We start from the raw sequence: 18,865 nt of genomic DNA on the forward strand, positions 1-18,865 counted from the left end.
GGATCAGGGCTCAGGCTCAGACGGGGGCGTCGCGGCGCGTCAGCCCACGGAATTCTGCGCGCAAGCTCGCGCGGGTTATCAAGGCATGAGCGCAGCGGTGCTCGTGCGCACGATCAATTCCGGCACCGGAAAGTGGGCCGGCTCGGGCGGGGTCGAGCCTTCGATCTCGGCGATGAGCAGGTCGATCGCACCGATGCCGAGCAGGCTGAAGTCCTGACGCACCGTCGTCAACGGGGGCGAGAAATGCTTCGCCTCGGGGATGTCGTCGAAGCCGACGACGCTGATGTCGCCGGGGACCGAGAGCCCGAGATCCGCCGCGGCGTGCATGATGCCGAGAGCCATCTGATCATTGGAGGCGAACACCGCGGTGAAGTCGCGCGGACGAAGGAGCTTGAGCCCGACGTCGTAGCCGAGATCGGACGTCCAGTCCCCGAGCGCGGGCGGCGGAGGGGCGATGTCCCATGACGACATCTCCTCGAGGAATCCGTGCATCCGCTCCTCCGCCTCGTTCCAGTCCTGGGGACCCGCTAGGTGCAGGATGCGCGAATGGCCGAGCTCGAGGAGATGTCGGGTGGCGAGCCTCGCTCCTTCCCGCTGGTCGAACGCGACGACCCGCTCACCGGGCGCATCCCGCCATTGGAGGCTGATGAACGGCACCCGGATCGAGACACGCTGCAGCGCCTCGTGAGCCCGCTGCTGCGGAGCGATCATCACCACTCCGTCGACGCCGTGCGCAAGAAACGTGTCCAGCGCCGCGGCGAGACTCGCCTCGTCTTCACGGGCGAGTGTCGCCGACACGATCGCGTACCCACGCGCTCGTGCCGCTTGGTCGACGGCCGCCGCAGCACTGAAGGGCCCATAGTGGGATCGCGCCGTGACGACGACCCCGATCGTCTTGAACCGGGACGTGGCCAGAGCGCGCGCGGCGCTGTTGGGGCGCCACGCGAGCTCGTCGATGACCTTGCGCACCTGCGCCTCGGTCGACGGCTTGATGTATCGCTCCCCGTTGAGCACGCGGGAGACCGTCTGGCGCGAGACGCCGGCGAGCCGGGCGATGTCGCGGATCGACAGCGGGCGGGAGGACCCGTCTTCGACCTTGTCCGTCATACCTGCTCCGGTTCCGGGCGGTGCGGCGGCGACGCCGGCACTCGCGGTGATGTGCTGATCTTAGAGCCGACGGATGGCGCGCGGCCCACAGCCGATGGGCGCCCGTCGGAGACGACTTGCGGCGTGCTGCTTGACGCGTGGGTGAGATGGGGCATAACGTCTTACCGTTCTGGGACCGGTCACAGATTTGGGACAAACCTAGCGGACGACGAGGGAGTCGCACACACGATGGACCACGAGTTGCAAGGAAGCGATTCGCTCCACGACGCCGCCGAGGTACTGCCCGCACCGCGAAGGACCGTTTCCCGATCACTGGAATCCGCGCGCGATCTGCGCGCGGCCCACTACCTCTCTGGAAGGGAATCACAGTGAAGTTCAAGAGAATCGCGATCGGGGCCGCTGCTATCAGCGTGGCCATCATGCTCGCTGCATGTTCCGGCGGTCGCCCGGCGACGGGATCCGGCGAAGGAAGCACGGACAACAAGGGCGCGCTGGTCGGCGTCGCGATGCCGACCAAGGTGTCCGAGCGCTGGATCGCCGACGGCAACGCCGTCAAGAGCGACCTCGAGAAGAACGGCTACAAAGTCGATCTGGAGTACGCGAACAACGACATCCCCACGCAGGTGCAGCAGGTCAACACGATGATCACCAAGGGCGCGAAGGTCCTCATCGTCGCCTCCATCGACGGCGGTTCTCTGACCGACCAGCTCGACGCGGCAGCGAAGGCGGGCATCAAGGTCATCTCGTACGACCGCTTGCTGACGGGCGACAAGAATGTCGACTACTACGTGTCGTTCGACAACTACAAAGTCGGCGTCTACCAGGCCAACTCCCTGTTGACCGGTCTCGGCGTTCTCGACGCTTCCGGCAACAAGACCGGAGCCAAGGGTCCGTTCAACATCGAGGTCTTCGCCGGTAGCCCCGACGACAACAACGCGACGTTCTTCTTCAACGGGGCGATGGACACGCTGAAGCCGTACATCGCCGACGGCACTCTCGTGGTGAAAAGCGGGCAGACCGCGTTCAACCAGGTGGCCATCCTGCGTTGGGACCCGGCGACCGCCAAGGCGCGCATGCAGGACCTGGTCGCCAAGTCGTACTCCGGCGGAGCAGCCGTGCAGGGCGTGCTCTCACCGTACGACGGACTCTCCGACGGCATCCTGAGCGCACTCGAGGGCGCAGGCTACGGGTCGGGCGGGAAGAAGCTCCCGATCATCACCGGCCAGGACGCCGAGGTCGCCAGCGTGAAGCAGATCATCGCCGGCACGCAGTACTCGACGATCTACAAGGACACCCGCCAGCTCGCCAATGAGGCCGCCAAGATGGCCAACGACATCCTCACCGGCACGAAGCCCGAGGTGAACGACACGAAGAGCTACGACAACAAGACCAAGATCGTGCCGAGCTACCTCTTCCAGCCGGTCGTCGTCACCAAGGACAACTACCAGAAGGTGCTGATCGACAGCGGCTACTACAAGGAATCCGACCTGAAGTAGCCCCGCCGGGCATCAGACGGGTGGGCGTGGTCATCGGCCACGCCCACCCGCACGCGACGAAGCAAGGGAGACCATGTCCACCACGATTCTCGAGATGCGAAACATCTCGAAGACCTTCCCCGGCGTCAAGGCCCTGCAAGATGTCTCGATCTCGATCGAAGAGGGTTCCGTGCATGCCATCTGCGGCGAGAACGGCGCAGGCAAGTCGACGCTCATGAAGGTCCTGTCCGGGGTGTACCCGCACGGCACGTTCGACGGCGAGATCCTCCTCAACGGCGAACCCGTCGAGTTCAAGTCGATCAATGACTCTGAATCAGCCGGCATCGTGATCATCCACCAGGAGCTCGCGCTGTCGCCCTACCTCTCGATCGCCGAGAACATCTACCTCGGCAATGAGCGGCAGCACGGCGGGTTCATCGACTGGAACGAGACGAACCTCGAGGCCGGCAAACTGTTGCGACGGGTCGGGCTGCGCGACAACCCGATCACGAAGATCAAAGACATCGGCGTCGGCAAGCAGCAACTCGTCGAGATCGCGAAAGCGCTCTCGAAAGAAGTGCGCATCCTCATCCTGGATGAGCCGACCGCCGCCCTCAACGACGACGACTCGGCGCATCTCCTCGAGCTGATCCGCCAGCTCCAGGAGCACGGGATCACGTCGATCATCATCAGCCACAAGCTCAACGAGATCAAAGCGATCGCCGACCGGGTGACGATCATCCGCGACGGCAAGACGATCGAGACGCTCGAGATGCGCGGCGACGACACCAGTGAGAACCGGATCATCAAGGGGATGGTCGGCCGGGATGTCGCGAGCCGCTTCCCGGATCACGTGCCGCACATCGGCGAGGAACTCCTGCGTATCGAGGACTGGACCGTGCACCACCCGCTCGACCGCACGCGCAAGGTCGTCGACGGAGCGAATCTCACGGTGCACGCCGGGGAGATCGTGGGGATCGCCGGGCTGATGGGCGCCGGGCGCACAGAACTCGCGATGAGCGTCTTCGGGCGCAGCTACGGCGTCAACATCAGCGGCCAGGTCTACAAACGCGGCGAACCGATCTCGGTGAGCACCGTCTCGAAGGCGATCGCGAACGGCATCGCCTACTCCACCGAAGACCGCAAGCGCTACGGACTCAATCTGATCGACAACATCCAGCGGAACATCTCGATCGCCGCCCTCGACAAGCTCGTCGATTGGCTCAAGTTCGTCAACGAACTCAAAGAGCGCACCGTCGCCGAGGGCTACCGCAAGAGCATGAACATCAAGACGCCGAGCGTCTCCACGCTGACCGGCAAGCTCTCCGGCGGCAACCAGCAGAAGGTCGTGCTGTCCAAATGGATGTACGCCGACCCCGACGTGCTCATCCTCGACGAGCCCACCCGCGGCATCGACGTCGGCGCCAAGTACGAGATCTACACGATCATCGACCGGCTCGCCGATGCGGGCAAGGGGATCATCGTCATCTCGTCCGAACTGCCGGAACTCCTCGGGATCTGCGACCGCATCTACACCCTGAGCGAGGGGCGCATCACGGCGGATGTCCCCCGCGAGAAGGCAACCGCCGAATACCTCATGCAACTCATGACCCAGGAACGCGAGAAGACCACAGCATGAAAGCGCTCACCACCGCCCTCAACTACCTGACCAGCCAGCTCCGCCAGATCGGCCTGTTCATCGCACTGATCGTGATCGTGCTGTTCTTCCAGATCACGACCAACGGCATCACGCTCGCGCCGATCAACGTCTCCAACCTCATCGTCCAGAACAGCTACATCCTGATTCTGGCGGTCGGCATGGTGATGGTGATCATCGCGGGGCACATCGACCTCTCCGTCGGTAGCGTCGTCGCATTCATCGGCGCCATGGCCGGCGTCATGATCTCGACCTGGCACCTTCCGTGGCCGCTCGCCGTCGTGCTCTGCCTCGTGCTCGGGGCTCTGGTCGGCGCCTGGCAGGGATATTGGATCGCCTACTTCGGAATCCCGGCCTTCATCGTGACGCTGGCGGGCATGCTCGTCTTCCGCGGCGCGGCCCAGATCGCTCTCGGCAACCAGCAGATCTCCTTCTTCCCGAAAGAGTTCCGCGCGATCGGCTCAGGCTTCCTCCCCACGTTCGGCACGTCGGGCTACGAACCGCTCACACTGATCATCGGCCTCCTGGCATCCATCGCGATCGTTGCCGGGGCCGTCCGTCAACGCCTGGTGCGCCGCAAATACGATCTCGAGGACGAACCGATCTGGTGGTTCCTCCTCAAGGTCGTCTTCCTTGTGCTGCTCGTGATGATCGTCACGCTCCTGCTCGCGAGCTACAACGGCACGCCGATCGTGCTGATCATCCTGGGCGCGCTGGTCGTCGGCTATACGGCGATCATGAACCGGTCGGTATTCGGACGGCACATCTACGCGATAGGTGGCAACTTGGCGGCCGCGCAGCTCTCCGGCGTCAAGACGAAGCGGGTGACCTTCCTGCTCTTCGTGAACATGGGGGTGATCTCGGCGATCGCCGGCCTGGTGTTCACTGCGGGCCTCAATCTGGCGAGTCCGAGCGCAGGAACAGGGTTCGAGCTCGACGCGATCTCGGCGGTGTTCATCGGTGGCGCCGCGGTCACCGGCGGCATCGGCACGGTGCCAGGCGCGATCATCGGTGGCCTGATCATCGGCGTGCTGAACAACGGTATGTCCATCCTGGGCGTCGACAGCGACTATCAGCTGCTCATCAAGGGGCTCGTACTGCTCGCGGCCGTCGCGTTCGACGTGTACAACAAGCGTCGCTCGGTCGGGGTGTGAACCCGTCGGCTGCCGGTCGACTCAGCCGGCAGCCGACCCGCAAGCCCGCCAGCAGGCTCATCCTCAGGGGGTCGCGTCGCGTTCTGCCCGCAAGGCGTCGACGGCGAGCGTGGCGAACCGACGCGCTGCCGCATCCCGGCTAGGCGCGGACACGGATGCCAGCCCGCGGCCGGCGAGCAGTAGGAGCACCAGGTCGTCGATCGTGAAGTCGGGCCGCAGTCGTCCTCGCCTCTTCGCCCTCGCGGCGAGGCCGCCCAGCATCCCAAGCAGTTCGCGTCGATGCTGGGCGAACACAGCTGCGCCGGGGCCGACGGAGAGGAAGGCGTCGACGAAGCCGTGGTTGCGGACGTTGAGGGCGGTCAGGCGCTCGATGACCGTGGTGAAGCCGTGCCACGGATCGGGATCGGCGCAGCCTTCTTCGACGATCGTGCGGCACGCTGCCAGCTCGATGTCGAATGCCTCGTCGATCAGTGCCTGTTTCGTCGGGAACCGACGGTACAACGTGGCGGGGCCGACCTCAGCGCGGCGGGCGACCTCGCGCATCCCGACGTCGAGGCCGCGTTCCGAGAAGAGCGTGCGCGCTGTCGTGAGGATGCGGTCCCGGTTGTCCTGCGCATCTGCGCGGAGCATCTGAGTCATGCACCCTCTTGTCGTTCTCACTTCGGCCAAGCGGACGGGGGCGTCCACTACCGTGAAGAGAATACCGCAGCGAGAAGGAGAACACGTGCGTGCGATTGCGATCCAGGAATTCGGCGACCCGGGCGGGATGGCGGTGGTTGATCTCCCCGCACCAGAACCTGGCGCCGGGCAGGTGCTGATCGAGACGGAGGCGATCGGGGTAGGCGGCGTCGACGCGGTCATCCGGCGGGGAACGCTCGGCTCCGGCTACCCGCGTGGGATGATCCCTGGCAGCGAGGTCGCCGGCACGATCATCGGCGTGGGTGCCGGCGTTGCTCCCTCATGGATCGGTCAGCACGTCTGGGCGTTCACGGGCACGGCGGGCGGTTACGGTGAGCTCGTCGTCGCGGAGGCGGTCGACGTGACCCCGCTCTCCGCCGGCCTGTCGCCGGTGGACGCCGTGACGATCGGCAGCGCCGCCACCGTCGCCAGGTTCGCCCTTGCCCGAGCACCCTTCGCTTCCGGCGAGTCGGTCCTGATCCGCGGCGCGGCGGGCAGTATCGGCATTGCCGCGGTGGAGCTCGCCGCACGCGGAGGAGCGTCCGTGGTCGCCGTGACCACGTCATCCGCGGAGCGCGGGCGGCGGCTCGCGGCACTCGGAGCCACCGACGTGCTCGACCGATCCGGCAACGGCAGCGGCGGTATCGTCCGGCGGTTCGACGTGATCGTGGACATCGTCGGAGGCGACGCCGTGCCGACCTTCATCGACCGGCTCGCACCCAATGGCCGCATGGTGCTCGTCGGCGCTGTGGCGGGCTTCCCGCCCGCGGACTTCGGGATGCGCCTCCTACAGAGCTTCCAGGAGTCACGATCCGTCGCCACCTTCAGCCTCGCCTCCATCGCCCCGTCCACGCGATCGTCCGCTCGCACCCAACTGTTCGAGGCGACCGCGCGCCGCGAACTCCACCCCGTCGTCCACGCGATCATGCCGCTCGAGCGTGCGGCGGAGGCGCACCGCCTCATGGACGAGGGCACCGTCTTCGGCCGCATCGTCCTGACCCCATGACCGACTCGGTCCAACATTGTGCGGACTCACTCCGGCTCGTCGGTGCTCCTGGTCGCAGGCTCCAGATCGGTGACGCCGTTGCCGGTTGCGATGTCGAGCGGGACAGAGACCTGGTCGTGGGCGATCACCCACCCGTCTCCGAGTCTCCGAAAGCCGAATGTGGCGCGAACCCACATCCCGCTTGTCGCCACCCCGTTCTTCAGCGTCCCACTCAACCGGCCGAAGCCGTGCCCGAATGCGACATCGTCACTCGCCACCACCGTGAAATCGCGGATCTCGTATGCGAGCTCGTCGAAGAACGCGAACGCGTTCTCCCAGTTCTTCATTTTCGCGTCGAGCCCGACATGCTGCAGCGGCGGGTCGATGTCGAAGGACACGACGTCCGTTGTGTACAGCCGGCGTAAGCCTTCGACATCCTTCGCATGCAGGCAGTATGCGAGCCTGTCGACCTGGCGTCGGATCGCGGCTTCGTCCACCTCGTGTTGTGTCGGCATTGCTCCACTCCTCCCGCTCATTCGTGTGTCATCGTGCTTGTCATGCCGGCCGGATCAGAATCCGATGGCAGCGCGCAGCAGTAGTACTGTGCTGCGACCGGGTTGCGGCTCTGCGTTCAGGACGAGGACGTGGTTCACTGCACTCGGCGCGCCATAAAGGGCCTGGGCACGACCGCTCTCCAGCGGGAGGCAGTGTTGCTCGATGCGCTCCAACGCAGTGCTCAGGTCGGGAACGATCTTCTGCGCTCCCACGACCCAGATCCGGTTGGCAGCGCCTCCGGAGTATGAGGGCAGCTGACTTCCGGTTGCGGAAGCGATGACTAGCGAGCCCGCTTCCGTGACGGCTGCGACACTGCCGACGACGACGTCGGGCGCGGCGAGCAGCTGTCGGATGTCGTTCAGCTGGGTGGCACGGTCCATGCTCACCGCGAGGGGCTTCAGCGCGTTGTAGCGGCCGCTGGCATTGATATCGCCTTCGATGCCGGAGAGACGAAGCGTCTCGCTCGCGCTGGTGAACACACTGGCGCTTTCGGGAATCAGTTGCCGAACGCGAACTCGCGCCGCATCCGGACCATCGAGCACTTCAGCGGCGAACCCCCGAGCACTCAGGGCATCGGCGACCCGTTCCAACCGAGACGCGGATGCCGGTTCGGTGAAGAGTGCGGCCGGCGTCACGCCGGTCATGACGGCTTCCGCTGCTGAAGCTCGGCCAGGCGATTCTCGATCTCCTCGTCCGGCACCTCCCGCAGGTGCTGATCGAACGCCCAGCGATGCCCGGAAGGGTCGAGAACCTCACCCGTCCGGACACCCCAGAACGCGTCATGAACGTCAGCGCTCACCACCGCCCCGCCCGCCACCGCCTGCTGCATCGCCGCGTCGGCATCGTCGACACCGAGCCGGTAGGCAGCCACGGAGACCCCGGTCGAGGAGGGAGCGGCCAGCGTCGTGCCCGGAACCGGCTCAGCCAGAGCGAGCTGCAGACCGTGCACGCGCAGGTCAGCAGGCGCGATGGACCCATCCGGCAGGCGAAGGATCCGGGTCACCGTCGCGCCCAGAGCCTGCTCGTACCATGCGATGCTGCGCTCGATGTCGTCGACGATCAGATGCAATGCGAAGTGAGGTGTTGTCGTGGTCGACGGATCCATATCTTCCTCCGGGGGTCGTGAACAAGTCGTTTCATCAGTACGACGACGCAGCCTGCGGAATGTGAGGGACGGTTCCCGGCCTAGGCCCAGTTGCGCAGCTTCTCGGGGTTCCTGATGACCCAGAGCCGTTGGACACGGTGCTCCGCGATGTCGAATGCGTACACGGCGACCGTGACGCCCTCGTCGATCGCGACGAGGCCCGGCTGGCCGTTGACCGTACGTTCGAGCAGCGCCAACGCACCGGCTCGCTGTGCGAGGGCGACGAGGTAGCGGGCGATCTGCTCGCCACCCTCGATAGGGATTACCGACGCAGTGGCACGGCCGCCGCCGTCCGCCACGGCTGTAGCCGACGGGTCGAGGACTTCGATCAGCGCACCGATGTCCTTCAACTCCCATGCTCGCTTGAACTCCCGGACGACTCCTGCCCGTTCAGCCGCGGGAACCGCAGCCGGCCTGGCATCTTTGATCCGACGCCTGGCCGAAGACGCCAGTTGGCGGCAGGCCGCCGGTGTGCGCCCCACGATCTCGGCGATCTCGGGGAACGGGAACCGGAAGACATCGTGGAGGAGAAACGCTACGCGTTCGGCGGGAGTCATCGAGTCGAGTATCACCAGGAAGGCCATGTCGACAGACTCGTCGAGCGTGATCCGGTCCGCCGGATCACGAGGGTCCCCTGCCCCGCCGCCGTGCCACTCGACCGCATCAGGCACGGGTTCCGGGAGCCATTCGCCGACATAGCGCTCCCGTCGGGCGCGCGCCGAGCCGAGCAGATCGAGGCATACGCGACTGACGACGGTGTTCAGCCAGGCGCCCGGCGATGTGATCGCCTCCTGCTGTTCAGCGGAAAGGCCGTACCACCGGGCGTATCCCTCTTGAACGGCATCCTGCGCGTCGGCAAGGGAGCCGAGCATCCGGTAAGCCAGATTCAGCAATGACCGCTGCTCGGCGAGGACGGAGTGTTCCCTGGGCACGTCCTCGTCTGTACGTCCTTGTCTGTCGTTCACGATGTCCTCCACTTCTTCGACGAAGCAACGGGTCCTACTGTGAGCCATCGCCATCATCATCGCGCGCTGTCGTGACCGGCGCGCCGACGTTGCCGCTAGGGACCTGGCCGCCATCGCCGATGACTTCGATGGCGGCCAGGAGCTATTCGCCGGCAACAGGAGCTATTCGCCGGCAAGCGGCAGGAAGACTCTCATCGTGCTCGGTCCGCGGTTCGCCCACTGGAAGTAGGGGCGAAGTTCGACGGTCGTCTCGGATCGTCCGTCGGCGGACGGGGATGAGCCGTACGGCCACACCGCGGAGCCAGGCTCGGTGATCGCGATCGACACCGAGGCGCCGTCCGGCGTCTCCCGCAGCGGGCTGCCGGTTCTCAGGCTGACGGAGTCCACCTGCAGCGCCGCGGGGAGGTCGGTCGATTCGACGCACAGCACCAGCGGGCCGCGTTCGACGGCGGCGGTGCCACGCAGTGCATCGATGCGGGGATCGGGATATGTCAATCGCGGGGCCAGCGGAAGGTCGAGCAGCAGCGGCTCGTTCGGGTCGAAGCGCCTCCGCAGGCGCACGTACCCGTCAGCGGCGGCGAGCGTTCCCCCGCCGATCGTGATGGCAGCATCCCGAGCCCACGACGGGATGCGCACGCTCAACTCGAGCTCGTCGTCCGCCTCCACAGTGATCGAGACGCGTCCATCGAAGGGGTAGCCGAGTGTTCGCATCTGCAGCCGGACCGGCGAGCCGTTGACGGACGTCGCGACATCGAGGTCGCCGAACTGGTGGAGCTGCAGGCCATCGGACGACGCCGTCGCGAAGTAGGACGCGACGCTCGCCAGGGTGCGGGCGACGTTGGTCGGACAGCACGAGACCTCGAACCAGGGCGCCCGGAGACTCGCTTCGGCACGCTCGCTCAGCTCGTCCTCCACGGGTTCGGACCCGAGGGTTCGCTGGTGCAGGGTGTTCGTGTAGTAGAAGGCTTTCCCGTCCTCCCTCGGTGATACGAGTACGGCGTTGAGCAGGGTGCGCTCGATCAGGTCCGAATACTTGGCCTCGCCGGTGGCGAGGAGCAGCCGCCAGCTGAGCATCACCGATCCGATCGCAGCGCAGGTCTCCGCGTAAGCCCGATCGGCGGGCAGCTCGAAGTCGCTTCCGAACTCCTCGTTCTGGTGATGCGACCCGACTCCGCCGGTGAGATACGTCCGCGCAGCCAGCGTGTTCGTCCACTGACGTTTCACGGCGTCGAGCAGCTCGGCGTCACCGAACTCGGTCGCAACGTCGACGGCACCGGCCGCGAGGTACTCCGCTCGCACGGCGTGACCTCTCAGAACGTTCGCGTCTCGCACGGGGATGTCGTCGAGGAAGTACTCGCTCGATTGGAAGAGTGTGGTCTTGAGCCGGCCGCGGCCGCGGCGCTCGATGAAGATACGGGCGAGCTCCAGATACCGGGGTTCCGACAGTGCTCGTCCTAGTTCGGCGAGCGCCGGTTCGATCTCGGGATGCCCGCAGATCGCGTCGCGGCCGTTCGGCCCGAACTCGATGTACACGTGGTCAGCGAGACGCCGGGCGACGTCGACGATGAGGTCGTCGTGCCCCGTTCGAAGCCGGGCGACCGCTGCCTGGAACAGGTGCCCGAAGCAGTAGAGCTCGTGACCCCATTCGAGGTCGGAGAACCTCGGCCTCTGGCCTTCACGCCCGAACGAGGTGTGTAGATAGCCGTCCGGCTCCTGCGCTGCCGCGACACGGGAGACGAGGGAGCGGTAGGTCCGGTCGAGTTCGGAATTGTTGCTTCGGCCCAGTTCCCACGCCATCGCTTCGAGCAGCTTATAGACCTCCGAGTCGACGAACTCGATTCCGTCGTGATGATCGGCGACGGTGCCGTCTGCGGCACGGTCGAAGTTTCCGATCCAGCCGATGCGCTCCATCCAGGTGAGGCAGTGGTCGATGATCGTGGTCGCGTTGAGGTCCTGCTTGTGCGCCCAGAAGCCGCCGACGATGCGCGCTTCCTCCGATCCGAGCGGCCGGAAGACCGATCGGGACGGGCTGACCGGACCACCGGCCGTGGTCGCGTCGAGGGTGTCGGTCATCGTTCTCCTGAAGTCTTGGCACGGTTGCGGCGTGCCGCATCGGTCGTCAAAGTGAGGTAGCAGCTCGCGGTCCAGGTGTACGCGCGATCACGGAGGCCTTCGCCGGTCACCGCGTCGAAGTTCTCCGCGAATCCCGAGCGCTCGCACGCTGCACGGAAGCTGCTGCTCACCCGGTCGGCGAGGTCGGTGTGACCCGCGCGCCGCAATCCGTCCTCGATGAGGAAGGTCGACGGTGCCCAGATCGGACCGCGCCAATAGCCGTCGCTCTCATAGAGGTCGGAGGCGACCGGCTCGGTCGCCGGTCCCCACTCCGTCAGGTGCTCTCCGATCGTCGCCGCGAGAACAGCGGCGACGTCGTGCGGCAGTTGATCACCGAGAACGATCGGCAGCGAGTTCAGCAGGCTCGTCGCCGGTGCCGTCGCACCGCTGACCGCATCCTTGGCGATGAAGCCGGAGCCGGTCCACAACTCCGAGAACAGGGCTGACTCGATCGCCGCAGCGGCCGAGTCCCACTCGTCGCCCGATTCATCGAGAACGGCTGCCAGGGTGCTGAGTTCGCGGAGCTGCAGAAGGAGGAACGCGGCGAGATCGGGCGAGACGATCACCCGAGACGCGTCGAACGTGGTCGAGTTGTCCCAGCCGCTGTCGTTCCCGTGCTGATAGTAGGGAAGTGGTGCTCCTGGCGCCCGACGGTAGTTCAGCCAGAAGCGGGACCAGTCGGCCAATCGTCCGTAGACCAGCTTCAGCTCCTCGGCGGTGAACGGTCGTGCGGATCGCGCCCTCAGCTGGGCGAAGGCCCAGCCGTGGATCGGGGGTTTGACGAAGTTGTAGAGCACCTCGGAGTGAGTGATGGAATCCGGCAGTGCGCCCGATGCGTCCTGGTGGTCGAAGGGCAGCAGGAACTGGGCGAGAGCAGCATCCGGATCGGCATCGGCCAGAGCGATGGCGTTGAAGCAGTGATCCCAGCTCCACACCTTGTCCATCCAGTGCTTCGACATCAGGATCGCTTCTCTACCGACGAAACCCGACGGAGAGACAGTGGCCGACCAGAGCACGTACGCCGCCTTCACCTGTGCAGCGCTTTCCCCGGGGTCGCCGAGTACTCCGCGGGCGTACTTCTGGAACTCGAGCCGCTGCCGGGAGAGAAGCTCGTCGAAGGTCGAGCGGCGATCGTACGGAGAAGCGGCCGTCTCGAACTCCTCGAGCGCGATCTCCCACGGAACGGCCGAGTCGAGGGTGATGTCCCGCTCCGCCGCTCCGACGACACCGGCCCCGGTTACGCGGGAATCGCCGGTCACGACCGTGAGACGGTAGCGCCGCCCGGACTCGTAGCTCGTGAGAACTGTCGAACCGTCGAACGGGTCGATGAAGAGGTAGCCGCCGGTGAACGGCGTGAGCTCCGACGACGCGACGAACCGCATCCCGAGCCCGGTGCCGCGCAGGCGGATCGCGCTCGGTCCGTCGAAGACGGCCTCGATGGATCCGGCGGACGAACGCCAGGCGAGCACGTGCGGCATCATGACCGTGTCCGCGGAGACCTGTTCGTCGCCCACCACCGGGATCAACCCGAGAATCGGATGCATTCCCGTCTGGTGGGTGACCAGATGCACATCGTCGGAGCGCCGGTGGAGTCCCACGACTCGGGAGAGGTCGATCCAGGCGCCGCGAGTGGAGAACGGCACCTCGTCGATGTCGAGTGCGAGGTCTGTGGTCTGCAGCACGGGCTCAGTCCTTGACCGCACCGGCGGTCACGCCGGCTGCGACGTACTTCTGGGCGATGACGAGCAGCAGCGCGGCGGGTATGGATGCGACGACCGCGGTGGCCATGATGGCATTCCATTCCTGGTTGTTGTTGCCGATGTACTTGTAGATGCCGAGTGTGATCGTCTGCATCGTGCCGCCGCTGTTGAGCGTGGACGAGAAGATGAAGTCGGACCACGCCCACAGGAACGCGAACAACGACACCGTGACGATCGAGTTGCGGCTGACGGGTAGCACGATCGAGCGGAACGTGCGCCACGTGCCTGCGCCGTCGATCTTCGCGGCGCTCATCAGCTCGTCGGGGATGCCCGACATGAAGGCGCTGAAGATCAGCACGCCGAACGGGACGGCGAGCGTGGAGTCGGCGATGATGAGTCCCCAGAGCGTGTTCAGGATGCCGAGGTTCAGGTAGATGGCGTAGAAGCCCATCGCCATGATGATGCCCGGGATCATCTGGGCGATCAGCAGCACGAAGTTCATCGCTCCGCGACCCTTCGGGCGCAGCTTCGCCAGGGAGTACGCGGCCGGTGCCGAGATGGCGACGGTCAGCACGACCGTTCCGAGTCCGATCAGCAGGCTGGTTCCGAGGTACGGGAGCTGGTCGCTCAGCACCGCCTGATAGCCCTCGAATGTCGCATGGATGGGGAACAGGTTCGGCGGGCTCTTGCGCATCTCGGTCGTCGGCGTGAGCGAGACGTTGATCATCCAGTAGACCGGGAAGAGCATGATGAGCGTCAGAACGAGCCCGACGATCGTCTTCCACCAAGGACGCTTCCCGTTCATGCGATGTCCTGCTTTCGCTGGGTGCGGATATAGATGAATCCGAAGATCAGGGCGATGACGATCAGCACGTTGCCGACCGCGGCCGCCGGGCTGAAGTCGGGCAGGGTCGATGCGAACCCGAGCTGATACGACCACGTCGCGAAGGTCGTCGACGATGTGCCGGGACCTCCCCTGGTCATGATCCAGATGATGTCGAACACCTTGAGGGTGTAGATGAGGCCGAGCAGGATCGTGATCGCCGAGACCGGCTTCAACAGCGGGAAGGTGATGCGCCAGAACTTCTGCCACCCGTTGGCGCCGTCGAGCGACGCCGCTTCGTAGAGGTCGGTGGGGATGTTCTGAAGACCCGAGTAGATGATCACCAGATTGAACGGGATGCCGATCCAGATGTTCGCGATGATGACGCTCGTGAGCGCCCAGTCCGGCGACGTCAGCCAGTTGATGCCGTGCAGCCCGAATGCGTTGAGCACCGAGTTCACGACGCCGGAGTCGCTGTTCAGCATCCACGACCAGGTGGACGCCGAGACGATGAGCGGCAGGAGCCACGGAACGAGGAACAGCGCGCGAAGAGTCGCCGACAGACGGAAGTTCTGGTAGAAGAACACGGCCAGCGCCATGCCGATCGTGAACTGGAAAATGATCGACACGATGGTGAAGAGAGCCGTGTGCAGGAAGGCCGGCCCGAAGGTCGGGTTCTGGAAGATCTTGATGTAGTTGTCGAATCCGACGAACGGCGCACCCCCCTGAACGAACGAGCGCACCGTGTAGTCGCGCAGGCTCAGCTCGATGTTGCGATACAGGGGGTAGGCGTAGAACACCGCCAGGTAGATCACTACCGGAGCGAGGAACGCCCAGGCGGCCCACTGCGGGGATCGCCGGCGCCGGGGTCGAGGCCGCGGTGGGGTGGCGGAGGCCGCCACCCCACCGGGGTGTGCGACAGAACCGGGAGGAACTGTCTGAGTGGTTGTCATCGGTTTACCTTTGGTGCGTTGTTTCGATTACTTGGTCGCCGCTTCGGCCGCGGATTGGGCTGCCTTGAGTGCGGCCTGCGGCGTCTGGGAACCGCTCAGCGCATTCTGTACCGCACCCCACAGCTGCTGCGAGATCTTCGGATAGTCGGTGCCGAGGTCGTCGCTGGTGCGGCCCTTGGCTGCGGCCACCGCATCCACCCAGGGCTTCAGCTCGGGGTTGGCTGCGACCTGCTCCTTCTGAGCAGCCTCTGTCGGAGCGATGTACGAGAGGGTCGTGTCGGTCTTGACGAAGTTCTTCGTGCTCGTCAGACATTCGGCGATCTTCTTCGACGTCGCATACCGCGCGGTGTCCTTCTGGACGGGAAGCGTCATGAATTCGCCACCGGTCGGTGCAGCAGCGGCTCCGCCGTCGATGCCGGGGACGGTGAGGATGCCGTAGTCGATGCCCGCCTTCTTGACGTTGCCGAGCTGCCACGTGCCGTTCTCACCGAACGCGAAGTCACCCGTGGCGAACTCCTGCCAGCTGGTGGTCTGCGTGTTGTTGATCACCGAGTTGGGTGCGTACCCCTTCTTGACCCAGTCGGTCCACAGTGCGAGGGACTGGACGGCCTTGTCGGAGTCGAGCTGCTTGAGGTTCGCGCCGGAACCCCAGAACCACGGCAGGAACTGGAAGCTGCCCTCTTCGGTGCCGATCGCGGAGAAGGTGATGCCCTTCTTGCCCGCGGCGGTGACCTTGCCGAGAGCATCCGTGAGACTGCTCCAGTCCTTGACAGTGGCGATGTCGACGCCGGCTGCCTTCAGAACAGTCTTGTTGTAGTACAGGGCCAGGGTGTTGGCGCCGATCGGAACTCCGTAGGTCTTCCCGTCCAGCACACCGGCAGCCAGGATGTTCTTCTGGATGTCGGCGGTGTCGAGCTTGTTCTCCGAGGTGCTGGTCAGGATGCCCGCATCCGCCAGGGTGGAGACGACCGGGTTGTCGACGAGCAGCAGATCGGGCGAGCTCCCCTGCTGACCGGCGAGCAGGGCCTTGTTGGTCAGATCGCTGGTGTCGTAACCGGTGCGCTTGACGGTGACTCCCGCATCCGTGCCGCACTGCTCGACCAGCTTCGTCCAGTCGGACGACGCGTCGAACTGGGGGTACGGATCCCAGAATGTGTACGAGCCTCCAGCGCTGCCGCTGGACCCCGAGCCGGAGCTCGAGCAGGCTGCGACGCCACCGACGACGGCGGCGGCGAGCACCACCGCGCCGATGAGGCGCGCGCGCTTGTGTGCGATCACAGTATTCCTCCTTGAATTGTGCATTGTGTGGCTCGGGAAGCTGAATGTGCTGTCATGGTCACGGGTCTATCGGGTGCTTCCGCGAACGGTGAGATCGGGTGCGATGAACCGGGTGACCGGTGCTCCTGCGAGCTCCGGTTCGGCGATCCTCCGCACCAGTTGCCGGACCGCTTGCTGGCCCAGCTGATCGGGCGAGCTCTCCACCGCCGTGTACGGCAGGGAGAACGCTCGACCGAAGTCCTTCGAATAGAGGCTGACGACCGAAAGGTCGTCGGGCACGCGGGTTCCGCGTGTAGCGAGCACCGACGGCAGGGCCGCGATGGTCGCGTCGTTGTGCACGATCAGCGCGGTCGCCGTGGGTCGTGCATCCAGGATGGCGTTGATGCTCAAACCGATTGCCGGCTGCTGAGCCTCTCCGTAATAGGGATGGATCTGGAGTCCGTAACGCGCGCCGCGCTCGAGCGCAGCGTCCCGGAACCGCCAGCCGTATGCACCTCCACGGTCGAAGACGTGCCGAGGCGGCGAGACAACGATGATCTCCCGGTGTCCGAGCGCGTGCAGGTGGTCGACGAGAATTCGCGCCGACTCACCGAAATCGAGGTCGAAGACGTCGAGACCCTCGGTGCGTTTAGGGAGCCCGACCAGGGCGCCGGGCTGCGGCGCCGCACGCAGCGTGTCGAGGCGGGGATCCTCGTGCACGACGTCGAGCAGCACGACGCCGTCGACCATGCCTGTTCCGGTCACCCGGCGCAGCGCTCCGGTCGCATCCGTCTCGGTCACGAGCAGGATGTCGTAGCCCAGTTCCCGCGCCGTATCCGAGACCGGGAGCACGTACTGGAGCATCGCGGGCGCGAACTCGTCCTGGTGGAACTGCGTGAGCAGTCCGATGACCATGGTCTGGGATGTCGCGAGCGCCCGCGCTCCCGCGTTGGCCGTGAATCCGAGGGCGACGATCGCCTTGTCGATGCGGGCGCGGGTCGAGGGGGAGATGGGCCGCTTGCCCGAGATGGCGTACGAGACGGTGCTGGGCGATACGCCCGCATGCCGCGCCACGTCCATGATCGTGATCGCCACACTCCACCTCCTCATCGTCGAACCGGTTCGATCAATGTAGCGCCCGCCGGGCACGGAAACAAGTCGAAGCGGTTCGACAATTTCGATGCGACCATGCGAGGGCCATCAAGATGCGGCCGGATCAGGCGAGCGTGCGGGTGCTCCCCCGGTCGACAAGCACCGGCTCCACGAAACGCACGAGGGGCGCCCCGACGTCCGGGTCCCCCGCGATCCGCCGGATCAGCCGCCTCACGGCCTCCTGCCCGAGCCGGTCGGGCGACGTCTCCACCGAGGTGAACGGCAGCGAGAACGCTTGCCCGAACTCGCGCGAGAACACGCCGACGACCGAGAGATCCTCCGGCGCGTGGAGCCCCCGTTCGTGCAGGTACGACGGCAGAGCTGCGATGGTCGCGTCGTTGTGGATGATGAGCGCAGTGGCTTCCGGCGAGGAGGCGAGCGCCGCATCCAGCGCCTCGACGATGGCCGGCTGGCGCGAATCGCCGTAGTGAGACGAGACCCGGATGCCGTAGCGGGCAGCGCGCTCGATCGCCGCGTCGCGGAATCGCCAGGCATACGAGCCTCCGCGATCATAGACGTGGCGTGGCGGCGTGATCAGCACCACATCCCGATGCCCTAGCTCGGCCAGATGGTCGACGACGAGTCGGGCCGCTTCACCGAAGTCGAGGTCGTAGCTGTCGAATCCCTCGCCGTTGCGGGCGTATCCGATGAGAACGGCGGGCTGGACCGCTTCACGCAGAGCCTCGAGACGCACGTCGTCGTAGGTCACGTCGAGCAGGACGACGCCGTCGACCATCGCGGACGACGTGGTGCGTTTCACCGCACCGGCCACGTCGCTGTCGGTGACCATGAGCAAATCGAACCCGTTCTCGCGGGCCGCGGTCGAGACCGGAAGCACGTACTGCAGCATCGCCGGCGCGAACTCGTCCTCCTGGAACTGCAGATACAGTCCGAGCACCTTCGTCTGCGACGTAGCGAGAGCGCGGGCGCCGGCATTGGGCGTGAAGCCGAGTTCGGCGATGGCCGCCTGGATGCGATCCCGCGTCTCCTCGGAGATCGCGCGCTTACCCGACAGCGCGTAGGAGACGGTGCTTCGTGAAACACCGGCCGCACGTGCGACGTCGCCGATCGTGGCCGCCATCTTCCTCCTCGAACATCCTCACGATTGTCCCACGGTGCGTGCTCACCGGCCGGGAGCGGTGCCGCGA

Annotated in this window: 17 protein-coding genes; 4 read left to right on the top strand and 13 right to left on the bottom strand. The window is 65.7% G+C overall.

Annotated elements, in window-relative coordinates; all coding sequences use genetic code 11:
* Window positions 1–78: 78 nt before the first annotated feature.
* Window positions 79–1,107 (bottom strand): LacI family DNA-binding transcriptional regulator, encoded by a 1,029-nt coding sequence (locus AC1DB1_RS02950; protein ID WP_477199731.1) that lies wholly within the window; start codon window positions 1,105–1,107, stop codon window positions 79–81.
* Window positions 1,108–1,475: 368 nt separating this feature from the next.
* Here AC1DB1_RS02950 and chvE point away from each other — a divergent pair, with 368 nt between their 5' ends.
* The 3 genes from chvE to mmsB all read left to right on the top strand — a co-directional run bounded on the left by chvE (window position 1,476) and on the right by mmsB (window position 5,393).
* Complete coding sequence (gene chvE / locus AC1DB1_RS02955; protein WP_309297482.1) at window positions 1,476–2,603, top strand: multiple monosaccharide ABC transporter substrate-binding protein; 1,128 nt, start codon at window positions 1,476–1,478, stop codon at window positions 2,601–2,603.
* 73 nt (window positions 2,604–2,676) lie between these two features.
* Window positions 2,677–4,221, top strand: coding sequence for a multiple monosaccharide ABC transporter ATP-binding protein (mmsA, locus tag AC1DB1_RS02960; RefSeq protein WP_477199732.1), 1,545 nt, complete (start codon window positions 2,677–2,679; stop codon window positions 4,219–4,221).
* Window positions 4,218–5,393 carry a multiple monosaccharide ABC transporter permease gene (mmsB, locus tag AC1DB1_RS02965; protein WP_271176803.1) on the top strand — a complete coding sequence of 392 codons (1,176 nt, stop codon included), beginning with the start codon at window positions 4,218–4,220 and terminating at the stop codon, window positions 5,391–5,393. The genes mmsA and mmsB overlap by 4 nt, the downstream gene beginning before the upstream one ends.
* 63 nt (window positions 5,394–5,456) lie before the next feature.
* Here the strand turns inward: mmsB and AC1DB1_RS02970 are convergent, their stop codons facing one another.
* Window positions 5,457–6,032 carry a TetR/AcrR family transcriptional regulator gene (locus AC1DB1_RS02970; protein ID WP_477199733.1) on the bottom strand — a complete coding sequence of 192 codons (576 nt, stop codon included), beginning with the start codon at window positions 6,030–6,032 and terminating at the stop codon, window positions 5,457–5,459.
* Window positions 6,033–6,117: 85 nt separating this feature from the next.
* Here AC1DB1_RS02970 and AC1DB1_RS02975 point away from each other — a divergent pair, with 85 nt between their 5' ends.
* A complete protein-coding gene (locus AC1DB1_RS02975) occupies window positions 6,118–7,077 on the top strand; it encodes a zinc-binding dehydrogenase (RefSeq protein ID WP_271176801.1) in 960 nt (319 codons plus the stop codon).
* A gap of 26 nt (window positions 7,078–7,103) precedes the next feature.
* On the opposite strand, the gene AC1DB1_RS02980 is transcribed toward AC1DB1_RS02975, so the two are convergent.
* The 11 genes from AC1DB1_RS02980 to AC1DB1_RS03030 all read right to left on the bottom strand — a co-directional run bounded on the left by AC1DB1_RS02980 (window position 7,104) and on the right by AC1DB1_RS03030 (window position 18,798).
* A complete protein-coding gene (locus AC1DB1_RS02980) occupies window positions 7,104–7,553 on the bottom strand; it encodes a YybH family protein (RefSeq protein ID WP_477199734.1) in 450 nt (149 codons plus the stop codon).
* A 72-nt stretch (window positions 7,554–7,625) separates the two neighbouring features.
* On the bottom strand, window positions 7,626–8,255 hold the full coding sequence (locus AC1DB1_RS02985; RefSeq protein WP_271176799.1) for an LUD domain-containing protein: 630 nt from the start codon (window positions 8,253–8,255) through the stop codon (window positions 7,626–7,628).
* Window positions 8,252–8,716 (bottom strand): VOC family protein, encoded by a 465-nt coding sequence (locus AC1DB1_RS02990; protein ID WP_477199735.1) that lies wholly within the window; start codon window positions 8,714–8,716, stop codon window positions 8,252–8,254. The genes AC1DB1_RS02985 and AC1DB1_RS02990 overlap by 4 nt, the downstream gene beginning before the upstream one ends.
* Window positions 8,717–8,796: 80 nt before the next feature.
* Window positions 8,797–9,732, bottom strand: a complete 936-nt coding sequence (gene sigJ / locus AC1DB1_RS02995; RefSeq protein WP_271176797.1) for an RNA polymerase sigma factor SigJ — start codon at window positions 9,730–9,732, stop codon at window positions 8,797–8,799.
* Window positions 9,733–9,882: 150 nt separating this feature from the next.
* Entirely contained in the window at window positions 9,883–11,793 is a 1,911-nt protein-coding gene (locus tag AC1DB1_RS03000; protein ID WP_477199736.1) for a glycoside hydrolase family 127 protein, read from the bottom strand.
* On the bottom strand, window positions 11,790–13,514 hold the full coding sequence (locus AC1DB1_RS03005) for an amylo-alpha-1,6-glucosidase (RefSeq protein ID WP_477199737.1): 1,725 nt from the start codon (window positions 13,512–13,514) through the stop codon (window positions 11,790–11,792). Before AC1DB1_RS03005 ends, AC1DB1_RS03000 begins: the two co-directional genes overlap by 4 nt.
* Window positions 13,515–13,518: 4 nt before the next feature.
* Window positions 13,519–14,337 carry a carbohydrate ABC transporter permease gene (locus AC1DB1_RS03010; protein ID WP_271176794.1) on the bottom strand — a complete coding sequence of 273 codons (819 nt, stop codon included), beginning with the start codon at window positions 14,335–14,337 and terminating at the stop codon, window positions 13,519–13,521.
* A complete protein-coding gene (locus AC1DB1_RS03015; RefSeq protein ID WP_271176793.1) occupies window positions 14,334–15,170 on the bottom strand; it encodes a carbohydrate ABC transporter permease in 837 nt (278 codons plus the stop codon). Before AC1DB1_RS03015 ends, AC1DB1_RS03010 begins: the two co-directional genes overlap by 4 nt.
* Before the next feature lie 165 nt (window positions 15,171–15,335).
* Entirely contained in the window at window positions 15,336–16,586 is a 1,251-nt protein-coding gene (locus tag AC1DB1_RS03020) for a sugar ABC transporter substrate-binding protein (protein ID WP_477199738.1), read from the bottom strand.
* A gap of 66 nt (window positions 16,587–16,652) precedes the next feature.
* Window positions 16,653–17,660 carry a LacI family DNA-binding transcriptional regulator gene (locus AC1DB1_RS03025; protein ID WP_271176791.1) on the bottom strand — a complete coding sequence of 336 codons (1,008 nt, stop codon included), beginning with the start codon at window positions 17,658–17,660 and terminating at the stop codon, window positions 16,653–16,655.
* 121 nt (window positions 17,661–17,781) lie between these two features.
* Entirely contained in the window at window positions 17,782–18,798 is a 1,017-nt protein-coding gene (locus AC1DB1_RS03030) for a LacI family DNA-binding transcriptional regulator (RefSeq protein WP_271176790.1), read from the bottom strand.
* Between the last annotated feature and the right edge of the window lie 67 nt (window positions 18,799–18,865).

This window comes from Leifsonia sp. 10N434, from assembly GCF_056394405.1.

Coding starts and splice junctions, on each gene's coding strand:
- AC1DB1_RS02970 (WP_477199733.1), bottom strand. CDS start 6,032: ATGACTCAGATGCTCCGCGCAGATGCGCAGGACAACCGGGACCGCATC.
- mmsA (WP_477199732.1), top strand. CDS start 2,677: ATGTCCACCACGATTCTCGAGATGCGAAACATCTCGAAGACCTTCCCC.
- AC1DB1_RS03010 (WP_271176794.1), bottom strand. CDS start 14,337: ATGAACGGGAAGCGTCCTTGGTGGAAGACGATCGTCGGGCTCGTTCTG.
- AC1DB1_RS03030 (WP_271176790.1), bottom strand. CDS start 18,798: ATGGCGGCCACGATCGGCGACGTCGCACGTGCGGCCGGTGTTTCACGA.
- AC1DB1_RS02950 (WP_477199731.1), bottom strand. CDS start 1,107: ATGACGGACAAGGTCGAAGACGGGTCCTCCCGCCCGCTGTCGATCCGC.
- mmsB (WP_271176803.1), top strand. CDS start 4,218: ATGAAAGCGCTCACCACCGCCCTCAACTACCTGACCAGCCAGCTCCGC.
- AC1DB1_RS03000 (WP_477199736.1), bottom strand. CDS start 11,793: ATGACCGACACCCTCGACGCGACCACGGCCGGTGGTCCGGTCAGCCCG.
- AC1DB1_RS02990 (WP_477199735.1), bottom strand. CDS start 8,716: ATGGATCCGTCGACCACGACAACACCTCACTTCGCATTGCATCTGATC.
- AC1DB1_RS02985 (WP_271176799.1), bottom strand. CDS start 8,255: ATGACCGGCGTGACGCCGGCCGCACTCTTCACCGAACCGGCATCCGCG.